The organism is Rosettibacter primus, assembly GCF_036860675.1.
Taxonomy (GTDB): domain Bacteria; phylum Bacteroidota; class Ignavibacteria; order Ignavibacteriales; family Melioribacteraceae; genus Rosettibacter; species Rosettibacter primus.
In genome coordinates this window covers 1-19244 of record NZ_JAYKGK010000014.1, presented here as the reverse complement: position 1 = coordinate 19244, position 19244 = coordinate 1, and the positions used below count along the sequence as shown (strand labels likewise).

Here is a 19244-nt window from a genome sequence, read left to right as displayed (position 1 = left end):
AAGAACACAGATGAGACTGATTTGAACTGATTTTTTGCAGATTACTAAGTTACTTTTTAGTCACCCCCAATTATTTAATCAGGTTTGTGATTCAATATCAGTTGATTGTTGAGTTATTTCTTCAGTTTCTGTTTTAACTTTAACCACAACTTTTTTAACAGGAATTGATAAGTTTACTGCAATGCCCGGCATATGAACATCTGTTGGAAAGAATAAAGCGAAATAACCTTCTTCTGCAATCAAAAAATTTCCGTTCCCTTTTAAAAACATTACATCTTTTTCAGAATTATATTCTTCTGTTACAATCATTTTTACTGGATTTGAGTAGCCCATCTTTTCTTTGCCAGAAACTATATATTGAATGTCAATATATTTTTTGTGTGCTTCCCATTTGCCTGCAGTTATTGGTTTTGTATCGTAATTTTGCACTACAGCATAAATATTCTCGCCTTCTATTTCATATTTGCCGGGCTCAAGAGAAGTTAAATCATTATTCTGCAGATATTCAAATGCGGTTTGAATTCTTTTTCCAAGAGGAAAGTAAAGATGAGCATTTTTTAGTTGATCAAAAATCATAATGTTCTCCTTAAAGTGAATTTCCTGATTGTAAATTAAGAAATTATAATTCAAATAAAACACCGGCTGTTATAACATAAAAATTATTTTTTAATTCTTTTACTCCAGGTAATCTATCCAATTTCAAATTAAGAAAAACATAACGAACATCACCGGTTAAAATTAAATTGCCCAGACCAAGTTCTGCACCTATTCCGAGGTGATAACCAAATTCACTTTTTGTTTCATCTTTGAATCCCAACGAGTTGAGACTATTAGAGTAATCAATTTTTGTGTTATACCAGCCTGCCCCTATAGTTCCGTAAAGCAAGGGGAAAAAGTACAACAAACCACTTACCATAACCGGATACATTTTTGTTTTAACACCACCATTTTCGTAATCTTCAGATCTGTAGTTGATTGAAGCTTCGAGAGCTAAGCTGTTTGCAAGATAAATTCTTCCCATTGCCCCAAGTAGTAAAGAACCTTCTGCATCTTCTGATTTGTGATAACCTAACTGTGGACCAATAGCTATAGTTTGAGCTTTCAAAGAAGCAAATGAAAAAATTGTTACAAAAAGTAATAGCACTGTTTTCTTCAACATAAAGCCTCCGCGGATATTATTTTATGATATTAAATTTAATGTGAGAAGGATAATCTTTTGAAAAATAAACTTTATGAATAGCTTTTTGAAAATCTTTTTCTTTCGCAGAATAAATATCAACAAATTTTTGTGGATTACGATCGAAAAATGGGAAAAAGCTGCTTTGTATTTGTACCATTATTTTATGGCCTTTTAGAAATGTATGGTCAATATCATTTAATTTAATTTTTACTTCTGTAATTTTATTTGGTATGAATGGCTCAGGTTTTTCGTAGCTGTTTCTAAATTTTCCTCTCATAATTTCATATCGAATTAATCTTTGATAACCACCATATTCTATATTATTTGGATTAGGCTCAGGATTCTCTTCTCCATCTGGATATACATCAATTATCTTTACAACCCAATCGGCATCGGTTCCAGTTGTTGATACATATAAATTTGCATAAATTGGTCCTGCAATTGTAACATCATTTTCCAATGGTTCTGTTTCATAAACTAACACATCTGGTCTTGATGCAGCAAATCTTTGGTCTTCACTCATATATGTTCTTAAATACATTTGTTTTGAATCATAAAATTTAGCTGTGTAAGGGACAGGTTTATTTGGGTCGCTAATAAATTCATCAAATAATATTTTTTTGTTCGAAGGTTTTTCCTGACTTAATTTTCCTTTGGGTGATAGATATAAAAATTTTGTTTCAGAATTTTTTGGCGGCCACTCATCATAGTATTTCCATTCGTTTATTCCAGTTCTATATGTTATAACTTCTGGTAAATTTAATTCACCTTCATTTTTAAGATAATATTTGAAGAAAGGAGTAAGAATATTTTTGTTGTAATACTCGCTTGTATTTTCCGGAAATGTAAAATCACCAAAAAAGTTTCCATTGCTTCTTGCCCAGCCTCCATGACTCCAGGGTCCCATTATCAAATGACAATTGTTCAAAGAATTTTTTTCTTCAATGGATTTGTAAATGTTCAAAGGTCCATATAAATCTTCTGAATCATACCAGCCGCCAACAATTAGAACAGCTGATTTGATATTTTTAAAGTGTGGAAGATTATTTCTGCTTTTCCAGAATTCATCATAAGTGCCGTGCTGAAGAATTGAATTCCAGAATGGAAGTTTGTTGTGAAAAAATTTTTCATTAATATTTTTGATTGGTCCAAGTTTTAGAAAAAAATTATACATATCGGGAGAATCATAAGGCTCGATTGTTTTCCATTTTGTTGTTAAACTTTCTCTTGGCTGGTCAAATGATTTGAAAAAGTTAAACGACATTGATAAAGTTAGAGCACCATTGTGATGCATGTCATCACCAATAAACCAATCTGCAATTGGAGCCTGAGGTGATACAGCTTTTAATGCTGGATGGGAATCAATTAAACTCATAGCGGCATAAAATCCCGGATAAGAAATTCCCCAGATTCCAACATTACCATTATTATGTTTAAGATTTTTGATTAACCAGTCAATAGTATCATAAGCATCTGTTGTTTCATCTACATCATTATTACTTTTTTTATCTGGTAAGTATGGACGCATGTTTTCATACTCACCTTCACTCATAAATTTTCCACGAACATCCTGATAAACAAAAATATATCCGTCTTTTGCAAAATCTTCGTTTGGTCCAAGAATTTGTGGATAATTATCCTCGCCGTAAGGTGAAACACTGTATGGAGTTCTTACCATTAAGATAGGATAATTTTTTGTTGTATCTTTTGGTGTGTAAACAGCAGTAAAAAGTTTAATTCCATCGCGCATTGGTATTCTATATTCTTTCTTCGAATAATTTTCTTTTATCCATTCGATGCCTTGTGCATTTAAAAGAGAAAAAATAAAAATAAATAAAAGTAATAATCTTTTTTTCATCTCAGCTCCTTAAGAAAATTTGATGATGATAAAAATATTTCAGCTTGTTGTAAATTTTCTTTTTTGCCCAGGTCGAAAAAAAAGTTTTTGCTATGGTCATAAAATGTTATTCTTTTTTCTACTGCAACTGCAAGATAAAAATCAATTATTGAAAAAACATCATCACGCGGGAAATGATTGAAAATATCCGGATTCACAATATGAATTCCACTAAAAGCATATTCATTCAATGGAGTTGATGATGCTCGAACTATTTTTGTTTCCGAAGTTTTAGAATTTTTCCACCCGCATAAATTATTTTCATTATCGAAAAGAAAATATCTTGATGAGTTTCTTTTTTGAACTGCAATTGTAGCAATGGCATCTTGATTTTTATGATACTCATAAAAATCTATTAAGTTAATGTCACTTAGTACATCGACATTGTGAATGAGAAAGGGAAATCCATCATCAAAAAAAGATGATGCTTTTTTTAGTCCTCCTCCTGTATCGAGCAGTAAATTTCTTTCATCAGAAATGAAAATGTCAGCATCAAATTTATTCTTTTCAATAAAATCAATTATTTGTTCTGCTAAATGATGAACATTAATAGTTATTTTATTAAAGCCGAACTTAATTAATCTTTTTATTATGATTTCGAGTAATGGAATGCCATTTATTTTAATCAATGCTTTAGGTGTTGAATCTGTTAAAGGTCTTAATCTTGTTCCAAGTCCAGCTGCAAGTATAAATGCTTTCATGATTAGTTGTTGTTGGTTTTAAAAAGCTGCGAATGATTTACCTTTACTTGAATATCATATTGAGTTCTAAGATATTCTGCTAATTTTTCTGCAAAATAGACCGAACGATGTTGGCCTCCAGTACAGCCAAAATTTATCATTAAATCTTTCCAGTCTCTTGAAATGTAATTCTCAATTGACTGAGATACAATGTTAATTACATTATTCAAAAATTTTTGTGCTTCTGGCATTGAATCTAGAAAATCTTTTACTGCTTTATCTAATCCAGTAAGATTTTTGAACTCTTCTAATTTTCCTGGATTTGGAACTGCACGGCAATCAAAAACATATCCGCCGCCGTTTCCAGAAGCATCTACAGGAATTTTTTCTCTGTAAGAAAAACTGTTTATACGAACATTAAGTTTATCAGGTTTTTTCCATTCAAAATTTTTTATTTCATTTAATTTTATTAATTGATTTAAGACAGAAAACAATTCTAATATTTTTATTTTTGTTTTAATTTTGCTTAAAACATACTCAACATTTTTTATTGCATAAGGAATACTTTGAATGAAATGGGATTTACCTTCAAACAAACCGCGATAACCATAGGCTCCAAGCATTTGTAAAAGTCTGATTAGAACAAATGCATCATAATATTTAAGAAATTCTTTGTTGTTGATTTTTTTAATTTGATTTACAGAAGTTAAATAGTAATCGAGAAGTTCTTCACGAAGTTTTACCGGAATATTTGCTTTTGAATCGAAAAGTAATGAAGCAATATCATATTGAAGAGATCCTTTTCTGCCTCCCTGATAATCAATAAAGTAAAGTTCATCATTTTTTACCATTATATTGCGGGAATTAAAGTCGCGATACATAAAATAATTTGAATCTGCTGAAAGAAGAAATTTTGTTAATGTATGAAAATCATCTTCAAGTTTTTGTTCATCAAAATTAATTTCAAATGCTTTTGCAAAGTAGTATTTGAAATAATTTAAATCCCACATTATAGATTGTTCATCAAAAGCAGGACGGGGATAGCAAATGGAAAAATCTAAGTTAACACGGCCACTAATTTGAAATTTTGGGAGTTCTTCAATTGCTTTTTTGTAATAAACAATAACATCATCGGGAAATTTATTTTGGTTTCGTTTAGAATTGAGATATGAGAACAAAGTAGTATCACCAAGGTCTTCGAGCAGGTAAATGTCAATACTTAATTTTGAAGATAAAATTCTTGGTACATTTAAATTGTGTTTGGCAAAATGTTTTGTAAGATAAATGAAAGCCCTATTTTCCTTTTTATTTTTATTATATACACCAATTGCAGTTTTACTTTCTCCAGTAATTCTATAATATTTTCTATTTGAACCTGAACCTGTAATTTCGGTAAATGATTTTACTTTTTGATGTGACCAATTTTGAAATAATTTTATAAGCTCATTTTTGAAATTCATTATTACCTCTATTTTACTCATCAGATTCTGAATAATTTAAAATTGGGCGCAGCCATTTTTCTGCTTCTTTCAAACTAATTCCTTTTCGTTTATGATAATCGTAAACCTGGTCTTTACCAATTTTCCCAACATTGAAATACTTTGCATTTGGATGTGCAATATATAAACCGCAAACCGAAGCAGCAGGGTACATTGCCAAGCTTTCCGTTAATTTAATCTGAATATTTTCTTTTACATTAAGAATTTTCCAGATGGTAATCTTTTCTGTATGATCAGGTTGAGCAGGATAACCTGGTGCAGGACGAATACCCTGATATTTTTCTTCAATTAAATCTTCATTTGAAAATTTTTCATCAGGAGAATATCCCCATAATTCTTTACGTACTTTTTCATGCAATAATTCAGCAAAAGCTTCTGCAAGTCTATCTGCTAATGCTTTGACCATAATTATATTATATTCATCATGTTCATTTGTAAATCGTTCAATTAAACTTTCAATTCCTAATCCTGCAGTAACGGCAAAGGCTCCTATGTAATCTTTGACTTCAGTTTCTTTGGGTGCAATAAAATCTGCAAGAGCAAGATTGGGAATCCCTTGTGATTTGATTGTTTGTTGTCTTAATGTATGGAGTATAGCAAGAATTCCTGTTCTTGAATCATCAGTGTAAATTTCAATATCATCATCTAATGAATTAGCGGGGAATAAACCAACAATTCCGTTAGCAGTCAATAAATTTTCTGTAATTATTTTATTTAGAAGTTTATTGGCATCATCAAATATTTTTTTTGCTTCGTTACCATAATCTGCATTCTCAAAAATTTTGGGATAACGACCTTTAAGTTCCCAGACTTGAAAAAAGGGAGTCCAATCAATATAGTTTTTTATTTCATTGAGAGGATAATTTTTGAAAATTGTAATTCCTAATTTGTTTGGTTTTTTTACATTATAGTTTTTCCAGTCCAGAATAAGCTTATTTTTTCTTGCCTGTTCAATTGTCAGAAATTCTTTTTCAATTTGTCTTTTGTTATGTGCTTCTCGTAATCTTTCATATTCAATTTTGATTTCTTCTATAAATTTATCTTTTATTTCTTTATTTAATAAATTGCTTACTACACCAACACTTCGGGATGCATCGAGAACATGAATTGTTGGATTTGAATAGTTTGGAGCAATTTTAACTGCAGTATGAATTCTCGATGTAGTTGCACCGCCAATCAACAATGGAATTTTCAAACCCATTCGTTCCATTTCCTTTGCAACATGAACCATTTCATCAAGAGAAGGAGTAATTAATCCGCTCAATCCAATAATGTCAACATTTTTTTCTACTGCAGTGGATAAAATTTTATCGGATGGAACCATTACTCCTAAATCTATTACAGTATAATTATTGCAGCTCAGAACCACGCCAACAATATTTTTCCCGATATCATGAACATCGCCTTTTACAGTTGCTAATAATATTGTGCCGGAATTTTTATCTTCAGATAAATTAATTCTGCTTTGTTCAATATAAGGGATTAAAATAGCAACAGCTTTTTTCATTACTCGTGCACTTTTTACCACCTGAGGCAGAAACATTTTGCCTGAACCAAATAAATCTCCAACTATATTCATTCCTTCCATTAGGGGTCCTTCAATAATTTCAAGAGGATTAGAATATTTTTTTCTTGCTTCTTCAATATCAATTTCAATAAAATCTACAATCCCATTTATTATTGAGTGTTTCAATCGTTCTTCTACCGAAGAAGTTCTCCAGCCTTCATTAATAATTTCTTTTTTTGAATCTTTGTTTATAGAATTTGCATATTCAATTAATCTTTCGGTTGCATCGGGTCTTCTGTTGAATAATACATCTTCAACTAGTTCTAATAAATCTTTTGGAATTTCTTCATAAACAGTTAATTGTCCAGCGTTAACAATTCCCATATCCATGCCTGCTTCGATAGCATGATAAAGAAATGCAGAATGAATTGCTTCTCTTATAACATCATTTCCTCTGAATGAAAATGAAATATTGCTTACACCCCCGCTGACTTTGCAGAGGGGAAGATTCTTTTTAATCCATCTTGTAGCTTCAATAAAATTTATTGCATATTGATTATGTTCTTCTATCCCTGTTGCAATAGCAAAAATATTTGGGTCAAAAATTATATCCTGCGGTGGAAAACCAACTTCTTCGGTTAAAATTTTATAAGCTCTTTTACAAATGTTAATTTTTCTTTCAAATGTATCTGCTTGGCCTTGTTCATCAAAAGCCATAACAATAACAGCTGCACCATATCTTAAAATTTTTTTTGCGCGTTCTTTAAAAACTTCTTCACCTTCTTTTAATGAAATTGAATTAACAACACCTTTTCCTTGAAGACATTTTAGCCCTGCTTCAATAACACTCCATTTTGATGAATCAATCATAATCGGAACCTTTGCAATATCAGGTTCTGATGCAATGTATTTTAAGAATTTAGTCATAGCTTCTTCTGAATTAATCATTGCTTCGTCCATGTTGATATCAAGCATTTGAGCTCCATTTTCAACTTGTTCTCTTGCAACCGATAAAGCTTCTTCGTATTTATTTTCTTTTATGAGCCGGGCAAATTTTTTCGAGCCTGTTACATTAGTTCTTTCTCCAATATTGACGAAGTTTGTTTCAGGTCTGAAGATTAAAGGTTCCAATCCGCTTAATCTTAAATAAGGTTCAACAGAAGGAATTTTTCGAGGAGGATATTTTTTTGCAATTTCTGAAAAAGCTTTAATGTGAGCTGGAGTTGTTCCACAGCAACCACCAACAATATTGAAAAATCCTTCTTTGGCAAATTCTTCAATAACTTTTGCCATTGATTCAGGTGATTCATCATATTCTCCAAATTCATTAGGTAATCCAGCGTTAGGATATAAACTTACAAATGCATTTGCTATTTGAGAAAGTTCAGAAATGAAAGGCCGCATTTGAGCAGGTCCTAAAGAGCAATTTAATCCCACACTTAATAAATTTTTTGTGTGAGAAATTGAAATCCAGAATGCTTCTGTTGTTTGTCCTGATAAAGTTCTTCCGCTCATATCGACTATTGTTCCGGAAATCATAATAGGAATCTGAAGATTTAATTCATCACACAATTCCATAATCCCAAAAAGAGCTGCTTTAGCGTTAAGAGTATCAAATATGGTTTCAAGCAAAAGGATATCCGCACCTCCGTCAATTAATCCGCGTGCTTGTTCTTTGTAAGCATCTTTTACTTCATCAAATGTTACAGCACGAAAACTCGGGTCGTTTACATCAGGTGATATTGATAATGTTTTGTTTGTAGGACCAAGTGCACCTGCTACAAATCGAGGTTTGTCAGGATTCATTTTTGTAAACTCTAAGGCTACTTCTTTAGCAATTCGAGCTGCATTAAAATTAATTTCATAAATTAAATCTTCTGTTTTGTAATCAGATTGCGAAATTTTTGTAGCATTAAAAGTGTTAGTTTCTATTATATCTGCTTCAGCTTCAAGGTATAATCTGTGAATTTCTTTAATAATTTCTGGTTGAGTTAGAACAAGAATATCGTTGTTACCTTTTAAATCTACAGGATGATTTTTGAATTTATCCCCTTTAAAATCATTCTCGCTTAATTTATATCGTTGAATCATTGTCCCCATTGCACCATCAAGGACCATGATTCTTTCATTTAATATTTTTGTTAGCTGCCTTAGAGTATCCATATAATCCTTTCTTTATAATTGAGTCAAGGAATATTTTTATTAATCAATGATTATGATTAATTTTCGTTCAAATATAATAAATTAATGAGAAGTTTATGATAGTAGTTACTGGTGGCGCTGGATTTATTGGCAGCGCAGTAGTATGGAAATTAAATAAAATGGGAATTGATAAAATTATTATTGTTGATGAACTTGGCACTGATGATAAATGGAAAAACCTTAATGGATTAAAGTACGCAGATTTTTTTCATAAAGATGATTTTATCGGGTTAGTACTGCAACGTGCCGTACCGTTTAAAATTTCGGCAATTATACATCTGGGAGCTTGTTCATCTACTACTGAAAGAGATGCAGATTATCTTATGGATAACAATTTTCATTATTCACAAGAACTTGCTTTATATTCCCTTGAAAACGAAATAAGATTTATTTATGCATCTTCTGCTGCTACTTATGGTGATGGCTCGCAAAGTTACAATGACGATGAAACACAACTCGAAAAATTAAGACCTCTAAATATGTATGGATATTCCAAGCATCTTTTTGATTTGTGGGTTAAGAGAAATGGGTTGCTTAATAAAGTTGTAGGACTAAAATATTTCAATGTATATGGACCAAATGAATACCACAAAGGTGATATGAGAAGTGTTGTTCACAAAGCTTTTGAACAGATTAGAGATACTGGGAAAGTAAAATTATTCAAATCTTACAGAAGTGATTATAAAGATGGTGAGCAAAAAAGAGATTTCATTTATGTTAAAGATGCTGTTGATATTACGCTATTTTTTCTTGAACATAAAGATAAAAATGGAATATACAATGTTGGAACAGGAAAAGCTCAAACATGGATAGAACTTGTTACTGCGTTGTTTAATGCATTGGATAAACCTGTAAATATAGAATTTATTGATATGCCAATGGAGATACGCGATAAATATCAATATTTCACACAAGCGAATTTGGAAAAACTTAGAGCTGCAGGTTACGATAAACCAATAATGAATGTTCAACAAGGTGTTGAGGATTATGTTAAAAATTACCTGCTAAAAAATCCTTATCTTGCAATGAACACTAATTAAAAAAATCTAGTGGTGTTAATTTGACAAAAGAATTTTCAAAAGGGGAATTTAGAAAACGACTTTACTTTTTCACTCTTAAATTAATAGAATTTATTGACCAGCTTCCTAAGGACAATGTATCACAAAGAATTGGTGATGAACTTTTTAGCAGCGGCACAAGTGTAATAAGCAATTATATTGAAGCTACTGCAGCAACAACAAAAAAAGATTTGAACAATTACACAATTGCATCTCTTAAATTTGCAAATGAATGTAAATTATGGCTGGCTCTTGTAAGAGACAGCAAGAGAGCAAATCCGGAAAAAGTAAAATGGTTTCTCGATGAACTTGATGAAATTTCTACTATTCTTGCCGAAACAATTTCATAAATAACAAATCAAAAATTTCAGGATAAATTATGCAGCTTGCTACTTTGTGTTATGTTATTGATAAAGATAAAACTTTAATGCTACATCGTATAAAGAAAAAAAATGATGTTCATGAAGGAAAATGGAATGGACTTGGTGGAAAATTCGAACATGGTGAAACACCAGAAGAATGTGTAATCAGAGAAGTTAAAGAAGAATCAGGCTTGTTAATTAAAAATCCTAAACTTCATGGATTTATCACTTTCCCAATGTTTGATGGAAAAAAAGATTGGTATGTTTTTCTCTTTACAGCAAGAGAGTTTGAAGGAAATTTAATTGATTCACACGAAGGTTTCTTAAAGTGGATTCCAAATGATAAACTTTTAGAACTGAATTTATGGGAAGGTGATAAAATTTTTATCCCATGGTTATTTCAGGATAAATTTTTTAGTGCAAAATTTATTTATGAAAATGGAACATTAAAAAGCTATAATGTAAAATTTTATTAGTTATCTAAAAAATATAATTTTATTTTACTTTTTGTTTGTAATTAAAAATTATCTGAACGCATTACAATTTTCTTTTCAAAAAACCTTTAATCAAATCGTTTACTGCATCCGGATTTTCAAGTGGAGAAAGATGACCTGCTCTTGGTATTATTGCAAACTCAGAATTGGGAATTTTTTCTGATATTGTGCGCATAACATGTGGTGGAGTAAGTTTATCAAATGAACCACATAATATTAATGTTGGAATTTTTATTTGCGGCAAGTAAGAAGATGTATCTGTTCGGCTCATTATTGCTATAATTGCTCCTTTAACGCCTATTGGATTGTGTTGATAAGATTTATTTAATATGGCTGAAAACAATTCTTTTTGTTCTTCAATTGTTTCATCTGCTAAACAGGTTGGCACAAAATAATCAACAAATTTTTTTAGACCTTCTGTGTTAATCATATTGATATTAGAAGAGCGTTTTAATTTTCCGGCATTATCATCTGCTTCGGTTCTTGTGTCGCATAATATTAATGCACCAAACAATTCCTGATTTCTTTCAATTGCTCTTAAAGCAATGTAACCACCCATCGACAAGCCGCATAAAACAGGTTTCTGTAGTTTTAATTCTTTGATTATTGAAAATAAATCTTCAACATAAAATTCCATTGTGTATTGTCCATCACCAACATAACTTTCTCCTAAGCCGCGAACATCGTATGCAATGCAGTAATAATTATCTTTTAGTGCATCAATTTGATTTTGCCACATTGTGTAATCATAAGGAAAGCCATGAATGAAAATAATGGATTTATTTTCAGGATTGCCGAATGTATTTACTGATAAACCATTGATTGTAAGTTTCATAACAATACCTTTACTTAATTTTTTGTAAATTAAGAACACTTACATATCAAAAGTTATATTTATTATGAGAAAGATTCAAAAAATTCTTTTTTATGAAAAACACACAAGGCTTCTAGCAATAATAACAGGATTGATTTTTATAATTTTATTAAATTCTTTGAGAGATAATCTAAATTATCAAGTAGAAAATTTAATGAGGTTGTTTAGTGGAGTAAAAAACACAGATAGTTCAATCGTAATTATTCATATAAGTAATAACGATATAGAAAGATTAGGTGGATGGCCCCTTAAGCGAAGTTATTATGCACTATTGATAAATGAACTAACAAAATTCAATGTAAAAAAAATTGGAATAGAAGTATTATTCTCGAATAATTTAGCCATTCAGTCAATTTATAATGATTTGTTAGAGGAAGAATTGTTAAAATCAGGCAAAGTTGTTCTTTCATCAATTATTACTAATCAAAGTAAAACAGGTGAATTTTATGAAGGGGATACTTTAATTTATTCTCAACCTAAAATTGACTTGCCTCAATTATTATCAGGACATTTAAATTACATAGTTAAAGATGGAATTTATGTTCCATCAGAAATTCATATTAATAGTAAAAGAGAAAAGGCATTTGCTTTTCAACTTGCAGGAGAAAACTATTATTATAAAAAAGATTTGGTAAAGGTTAATTTTTATACATCATGGAAAAATTTCAAATCATATTCATTAATTGAATTTTTTGAATTAGCAGAAAGTGATAAAAATTTTTCAGAAAATTTTAATGATAAAATTGTAATTGTGGGAGTAAGTGACCCAACTGTTGCAAAAACAATGTCAACATTTTATGATGATGAATTGCCGGGCGTAGGCTTTCATGCAATTGTACTTGATAACATCTTAACAGGACGAATGTTAATCTACCAGAAAGCTGTTTTCATCTCGGTAATTTTTATTTTGATTTTTATAATTGTTTCTCAAATAAATTTAAAGAAGTCTCAGGTAAAAATCGAGTTTATAGCATTAATGGTTTATCTTTTATTCTCTTATGTATTATTCAATTTTTATTTTGTAGAAAATAATTATGCCGTTGTTATGATACCTACATTATTTTTATTCTTAACTGAGGGACTATTTTATTTCATTAAAAGCAAAATCGAACTTGATGAAACATCAAAAGAAATTACTGCACTAAGATTTGCATTGAAAAACAAAGAACAATTATTGTCTGAACTTCAAAATGAAAAAGAAAAATTTCAAAGTAGTTCAGATGCTCAATTGATTGATAAGATAAATAAACTCAAAGAAGAAATTAAATTACTTAAAAAATATAGTGATGATGAAGAAGTGGAATACACTGAAAAGGAGATGAAAATTTTTGAAGGCATAGTTTATGCAAGTCAAGAAATGGAAAAAATTGTCAGATTGATTGAAAAAATAGCACCAACTGATGCAACGGTATTAATACTTGGCGAAAGTGGAAGTGGAAAAGAATTGGTAGCACGTGCTATTCATAACTTAAGTAATAGAAGGAACAATAAATTTGTAGCTGTAAATTGTGCAGCATTATCTGAATCATTGCTTGAAAGTGAATTATTTGGTCATGTGAAAGGTGCTTTTACGAATGCATATCAAGATAAGAAAGGAAGATTTGAAATTGCAGATGGTGGTACAATTTTTCTTGATGAAATTGCCGAAACAAATGAAAATTTCCAAGCAAAACTTTTAAGAGTTATTCAATTTGGAGATTTTGAAAGTGTTGGCTCGTCGGTAACTAAACATACAGATGTGAGAATAATTGCTGCTACTAATAAAAATATTGATGAATTAGTAAAGCAAAAAAAATTTAGAGAAGACCTTTTCTACCGCTTGAATGTAATTAGGATTAACATTCCTCCTTTGAGAGAAAGGAAAGAAGATATTGTAGTACTGGCTAATTACTTTGTTCAACGGGAAAATGATTCTTTAAAAATCTCAAAAGCTGTAATGGAATGTTTGGTGCGTAATGAATGGAAAGGAAATGTAAGAGAACTTGAATCAATAATTAAGAGAATGGCAATATTTGCGAAATCAGAAAATAGAACTATTATTACATTAAAAGATTTGCCTGAAGAATATCGCAATATTGAAAAATTTGATTTTGAGAATATTATTTTGGATACTTTGAGAGAGAAAAAATTTTCTCATTCCTCAATTGTTCAAACAGCAAAGGAATTAGGTAATTTAAGTAGAACAATAGTATCTGAAAATTTTAGAGGCATTTTTTTTAAAATTTATGTCAATGCAAATTTCAATCTTGAGGAAGCTGTAAAATTAATCGCTCAAACTGATGATAAAAATGTTCAAGAAAAAGTAATGTCGAAAGTTTCTACTTATCTGGAAAATATTAAAAAAGATTTGCTGACTATTAAAAATCATAATTTTTCAACAATTAAAATTAAACTTGCATCCAAATACAAAAATTTACCAGTTAGGTATCATTCTTATTTGGATGAAATTATTAAATATTTTATCAAAGAGTTAAATGACTGAACATAATTTTTCCCAGGCATTTAGAAATATTTTCCATGCATTTAAATAAAGTAAAATATGCAATAATCTATATTTTTTAAGGGAATTTAACTGGCATAAAAAATGAAACTCCATTTATTACATTAATTACAATGGAGGTATTATGAGACTGTTAAAATCATCACTTAGTTTTTTTTCATTAATTTTAATCTTTACTCTAATTATTGCATGTGAAGATAAAAATTTTATAACTGAGCCGGACTCATCGGCATCAATAAAATCTGCTTTAGAAAAAATTACTTATTCGGACGAAATATTAAATTCTTTTGTTCCAAATTATAATGAAGAACAAGCAATGAGCCTGACAGGCCAATTAAGCAAAACTCTTTACCCGATTAAAATTGGTCAGGTAGTTAAACTTGTAGACCGTAATTTGCAAATTGAATATGGAGCAGATACAGCTGTTGGTAAACTGACACTCAAATTTGAAGGTGAATTAATTATTATGGGTTCTTTTAATGATAAACGTATAATCCCGGATACTATAGTTAAAAAACCATTTACATCAATAATAGCCAGAATAATTAAATATGCTAAAGTTGACAGCACTGGTGATAATCTTGTAGATTGGAAAATTATTGGTTCATCACTTGCTGAAGGTGGAACAGAAACTAACAATATTGAAATTACGAAGTTGACACTAACAACACTGGATGGCAAATCTGTGACTATTACTTCTCCAAATGAATTTTTCTTTGATTTTGGAAGAAGAGGATATGCAGCAGGAATTGATACATCAAAAAATAATAGACAGGGGCTGAATAATAGAATTAAAGTCAAGATCAACGATTTAATGCCATTTTTTGGTAGAAAGCAACCTGTTACAATAACGCTGGAAGTTAAAAGCATTTATGAAAAACCAGACTTTGTTACCATTACACATGGAGCTATGGTTAGTGCAGGTATGTATAGAACAAAAGAAAAATTTGAGTTAAAAGATACTCAGTTTGATGGAACATATTACATTAGAACCTATGAAAAAACATGGTTGACTCATTTACACCCGGGATTTATACATGCAGTAATTAATTTATTGCCTGATAAATCTGTTACAGATACAGATTATCCTGTAGAAGAAAAAACATGGGGTTTACCATACGTAATTAAATAAAAGGGCGGGATTTTTATTTCCGCCTTTTAATAATAATTCTTATGAAAAAAATGAGAAAAATATTTTTGTTTTGCATAATTATAATTATTGTTATTTCATGTGGTGAACCTTCGCCGACTGAATTAATTTTTTATAATAAGTCAGAAAATACTATTCAAATTGAACCGGCACTAAATGATAATGATGCAAATCTAAACTCTTCCGGTTATGACACTACAGGTATATTTAATCCGTTTTTAAGTAAAAGTACAATTATAAATATAACAGGTGTCAGAAATACAAACTATGGAATTGTTCAGAACGAAGGATATTATTATGCGATATTTAATGATAAATCTAAACCAGTAAAAGTTAAAAATGGGAAATTGATTGGTTATAAATCCAAGAACATTTCTTCAGTAAAATTTAATAATTATGAAGCTGTCAAAATTCCACATGTAATTCATTATGTTGATAGAATGATGGTTAAAGATACAACCTTAGGAATAAAATACTTTTTTAAACAAAGGATGATGCAGAATGGACAGATGCATGACTTCCCATTTTTTTCTAAGGTAAATGTTAAGGTTGTTGTCGATAGAAACTCTTTTGCTCAAATTGATGTATTCACTCCACCCGAAATTATTGGTAAAGTTAGTTTAGAAGGTAACCGACTAAGAAAAAATCTGAATATTATTTTAGAATGGAATAAAAAATCAGAAGACAATGTTGAAATAATAATTGCAAGGTTTAGACAAAGTTCCAGTGATGCAGAACCTTTGTTGAAATTAAAAGGTAATGAAATCGGTAAAATAAAATTACCGTTCAACATCCTGGAAAATATTATTACAGATCAAAATAAGTTTTTAATTATTAGTTTTGTAAGAAAATATGAGAAACTAATAAATCACAATATTCTTGATGATACTTATATTGTTACTCAAAGTATTCATAATATCAAAATTGAAATACCATAAACCTCTTATTATAATTATGATATTAAGTTTGATATTCGCTGATTCTGCAAAGAGCCAGATTTCCATGGATTATTTTGGGAACACTTATTCAAAAAATAACTTACATTTTCGTTTAAATAGTTTTGAAAGCAATGTATCTAATTTTAATTTTACAAAAGATATAGAACTTAGTGCAACATTTAGCAGCATTTATGAAGGAAGATTAAAAAGTAATCTTTATTCAATTTCATTTTCCAAGAAAATCAATTCACATTATTTTTATATTAGATATTCGCCTGGCATATTTCAACAATTTATAATAAAAAGCGGAACGAATATTCAACTTCCAGATAGCGTTGCACAACTAAAAACAAAACTTAATTATGATGAAAAATTTGGGTTGGGATATGCCTTTAATTTTTCTCGATTTTTTACAGTCGGGTTTTCTGTTCGATATTTTTCTCAAGTATTTACTGAAGAAAAACCAGTTTTATTTTATACTGATTCTGTAAATTATATTTCTATAAAAGATGAAATTACTCAAAGTAATTTTTGGGTCGGTGATATTGGATTAACATTTTCGCCGAATCCTGATTTTTTAATTACAATTTTTTCAAATAATTTATTTTTTTCACAGGAATCAGCTCAAAATTATTTGACAGATCTTTATTCCTTAAAACGAGAAAAGGGATTAACAGCAAAACTTTTTATTTCACCTGCCGAGCAATTCAATATAACAGCAGTATATGAAACATCTAATTCTTTCTATACTGGATTGAATTTTACTACTAAATTATTGAAAGGATTTTTAACAATTGGCGGTTTAATTTTTCATGACAGATATCAGGAACCGTTTTTTGCAGGCTTGATGCCTTCATTAAATTATTCAACTAATTTTTTCAGTATTACATTAAGCGGTATGAAATATTTTTCTAATAGAAGCACAATTCAATCTATTGATGATATGATAAAAAGGGGAATTCACAGCATTTCGAATAATTCTTACAGCGATGATAAATTATTTTTAACTCTAAATTTCTCATTGAGTTTAACGAAAGAAAAACAGGTTAAAATTATTGATATTGATATTAAAAATGATATTTATCCTACACTTAGCGATATATTTATGCAGAAACCATTTGCCATTGGGAAAGTTGCAAATCTTACCGACAAGATAATAGAAGTTAGACCTTCTTGTTTAATAAAAAATGTTAATGAAGATATAATTTATTCTCCTAATGTAAAAATTCCACCATATGATACAGTTGAAGTTCCTTATTATATCTTTATAAATAATTTCTCAATTACAAAAAGAGAAATATCACAAGCGGAATTTTTTGTGAGTGTTGATGATTTAGAACCAGATGATAAAATTCAAAAGCCAGTTTTAATAAATGATAAAAACAGTTGGGATGGAAATGTTTTTAATCTTATTTACTTTGTAAGAAGGGATTTTGAATTCTCAAGCAATTATTCTAAAAATCTTTTGCAATCTTATAAGAAGCAATTGGATTCACTTGTTCCTGAACTTTTAATATTCAATCAGATAAAAATTATTTTTGAAAATTTCATAAAAGGTATGAGTTATGTAGCCGACCCACGCGCAAGTGTAGAACATGTTCAATTTCCAAATGAGACTTTAAAATTAAAAGGAGGCGATTGTGATGATTTGAGTGTATGTTTTGCTTCGTTACTCGAAAGTATAGGGATTCAAACTGCTTTTGTTGACTACAAAAATACCGATGGAGTTAGTCATGTTAATTTATTAGTTAATACAAATCTTAATCCCTCCAATATAAATTTAATTACAAACAATGATGCAAAAGTTGTTATCAGAAAAAATAATGATGGAAAAGATGAAATCTGGATTCCTATAGAAACAACTTGCTTACAAGGTTTTGATAAAGCATGGAATATTGCCGCAGAAAAATTCTATAAAGAAGCAATCGAGGAATATGGCTTATCTAATGGCAAAGTAACAATTATTGACATTTATTAGGAGGTGAGTATGAAAAAGAGTTTTTTAATTATTATGTCATTAACATTATCAATATATGCACAATCTTTTGTCGTTGAAAAAATTGATGGAAATGTTCTAGCATTAATTGGATTTAACGAAGAATGGACTAAAGTAAAAGTTGGACAGATATTAAAGGGAACTGATTTAATTTCTACAGGAGAAAAATCACTAATTCAGTTAAATAACAATGGAAATAGATTTATTCTTCAAAGCAATTCGGCATTAAGCATTAATAACATAAAAAAAATTTCATTAAATGAATTATTATTAGCATTAGCAATGGAAGAAATTAGAAATGTTCCAAACTTTAAGGAGAACAATTCGAGAAGAAACACAGCAGTCTATGGTGAAAAAGTGTCAAATGTATCTCCTAATAAAAGCTTAGTAAGTGATTTAGGTATAAAAAAATTGAATGGGGCTAAACAGCTTGCAATTAATGGATACAGAGAATCAGCAATATTACTTGCAAAGGAAACTTATAGAAAATACCCCGAAACAAAATCAAGGATTGACGATAGATTATTTTTTGTTAATCTTATGATAGAACTTCAGTTATTTAATGAAGCTGCTACTGATTTATATGAATTAGAAAAAATGAAATTGACAAAAGAACAACATGAAAAAGTAGAACATTATTTTGAGATTATTAATGATAAGATATTAAAGAATAATTGAAATTATTTTCAAAAGGGTTATTTATAATTTTAATACAATTACTTAAAAAGCTTATTTAACAGAACTGTGGATATTTTTTAATAGCTTAAAAGAAACAAGTAAGCTCTCACACCTGTAGATTTGAGAAATTTTTCTCTTAGTAAAGCATCTTTTTTTGAAATAAATTCTTCAAGATAAATAAGTTCAAGGGGGCGGCGATTTTTAGTAGACTTAACAAGACCGTTGTTAT

At 29.6% G+C, this 19244-nt stretch carries 15 protein-coding genes; 8 read left to right on the top strand and 7 right to left on the bottom strand.

Features of this window, described 5'->3' with window-relative positions; all coding sequences use genetic code 11:
• Nucleotides 1–78: 78 nt before the first annotated feature.
• The 6 genes from VJY32_RS13370 to metH are packed head-to-tail and all read right to left on the bottom strand — an operon-like array spanning nt 79 to nt 8926.
• Nucleotides 79–576 carry a NanQ anomerase/TabA/YiaL family protein gene (locus VJY32_RS13370; RefSeq protein WP_353678432.1) on the bottom strand — a complete coding sequence of 166 codons (498 nt, stop codon included), beginning with the start codon at nt 574–576 and terminating at the stop codon, nt 79–81.
• Nucleotides 577–619: 43 nt separating this feature from the next.
• Nucleotides 620–1159: an outer membrane protein gene (locus VJY32_RS13365; RefSeq protein ID WP_353678431.1), complete on the bottom strand. Its 540-nt coding sequence runs from the start codon at nt 1157–1159 to the stop codon at nt 620–622.
• 16 nt (nt 1160–1175) lie between these two features.
• Entirely contained in the window at nt 1176–3038 is a 1863-nt protein-coding gene (locus tag VJY32_RS13360) for a CocE/NonD family hydrolase (protein ID WP_353678430.1), read from the bottom strand.
• Complete coding sequence (locus VJY32_RS13355) at nt 3035–3778, bottom strand: nucleotidyltransferase family protein (protein WP_353678429.1); 744 nt, start codon at nt 3776–3778, stop codon at nt 3035–3037. The genes VJY32_RS13360 and VJY32_RS13355 overlap by 4 nt, the downstream gene beginning before the upstream one ends.
• 2 nt (nt 3779–3780) lie before the next feature.
• Entirely contained in the window at nt 3781–5217 is a 1437-nt protein-coding gene (locus tag VJY32_RS13350) for a RapZ C-terminal domain-containing protein (protein ID WP_353678428.1), read from the bottom strand.
• 13 nt (nt 5218–5230) lie between these two features.
• Nucleotides 5231–8926, bottom strand: a complete 3696-nt coding sequence (gene metH, locus VJY32_RS13345; protein WP_353678427.1) for a methionine synthase — start codon at nt 8924–8926, stop codon at nt 5231–5233.
• 95 nt (nt 8927–9021) lie between these two features.
• Between metH and rfaD the strand changes: the two genes are divergently transcribed.
• The 3 genes from rfaD to VJY32_RS13330 are packed head-to-tail and all read left to right on the top strand — an operon-like array spanning nt 9022 to nt 10861.
• Nucleotides 9022–10005, top strand: a complete 984-nt coding sequence (gene rfaD / locus VJY32_RS13340) for an ADP-glyceromanno-heptose 6-epimerase (protein ID WP_353678426.1) — start codon at nt 9022–9024, stop codon at nt 10003–10005.
• Nucleotides 10006–10025: 20 nt separating this feature from the next.
• Entirely contained in the window at nt 10026–10373 is a 348-nt protein-coding gene (locus VJY32_RS13335; RefSeq protein ID WP_353678425.1) for a four helix bundle protein, read from the top strand.
• Nucleotides 10374–10402: 29 nt separating this feature from the next.
• Nucleotides 10403–10861: an NUDIX hydrolase gene (locus tag VJY32_RS13330; protein ID WP_353678424.1), complete on the top strand. Its 459-nt coding sequence runs from the start codon at nt 10403–10405 to the stop codon at nt 10859–10861.
• Nucleotides 10862–10922: 61 nt separating this feature from the next.
• Here the strand turns inward: VJY32_RS13330 and VJY32_RS13325 are convergent, their stop codons facing one another.
• Nucleotides 10923–11714, bottom strand: a complete 792-nt coding sequence (locus tag VJY32_RS13325) for an alpha/beta fold hydrolase (protein ID WP_353678423.1) — start codon at nt 11712–11714, stop codon at nt 10923–10925.
• 64 nt (nt 11715–11778) lie between these two features.
• Here VJY32_RS13325 and VJY32_RS13320 point away from each other — a divergent pair, with 64 nt between their 5' ends.
• The 5 genes from VJY32_RS13320 (at nt 11779) to VJY32_RS13300 (ending at nt 19015) form a co-directional block, all read left to right on the top strand.
• Nucleotides 11779–14235 (top strand): sigma 54-interacting transcriptional regulator, encoded by a 2457-nt coding sequence (locus VJY32_RS13320; RefSeq protein WP_353678422.1) that lies wholly within the window; start codon nt 11779–11781, stop codon nt 14233–14235.
• 142 nt (nt 14236–14377) lie between these two features.
• Nucleotides 14378–15385: a hypothetical protein gene (locus tag VJY32_RS13315; protein WP_353678421.1), complete on the top strand. Its 1008-nt coding sequence runs from the start codon at nt 14378–14380 to the stop codon at nt 15383–15385.
• 50 nt (nt 15386–15435) lie between these two features.
• Entirely contained in the window at nt 15436–16341 is a 906-nt protein-coding gene (locus tag VJY32_RS13310; protein ID WP_353678420.1) for a hypothetical protein, read from the top strand.
• Nucleotides 16342–16405: 64 nt separating this feature from the next.
• On the top strand, nt 16406–18319 hold the full coding sequence (locus tag VJY32_RS13305; RefSeq protein ID WP_353678419.1) for a hypothetical protein: 1914 nt from the start codon (nt 16406–16408) through the stop codon (nt 18317–18319).
• A gap of 9 nt (nt 18320–18328) precedes the next feature.
• Nucleotides 18329–19015, top strand: coding sequence for a hypothetical protein (locus tag VJY32_RS13300; RefSeq protein WP_353678418.1), 687 nt, complete (start codon nt 18329–18331; stop codon nt 19013–19015).
• Nucleotides 19016–19244 lie beyond the last annotated feature (229 nt).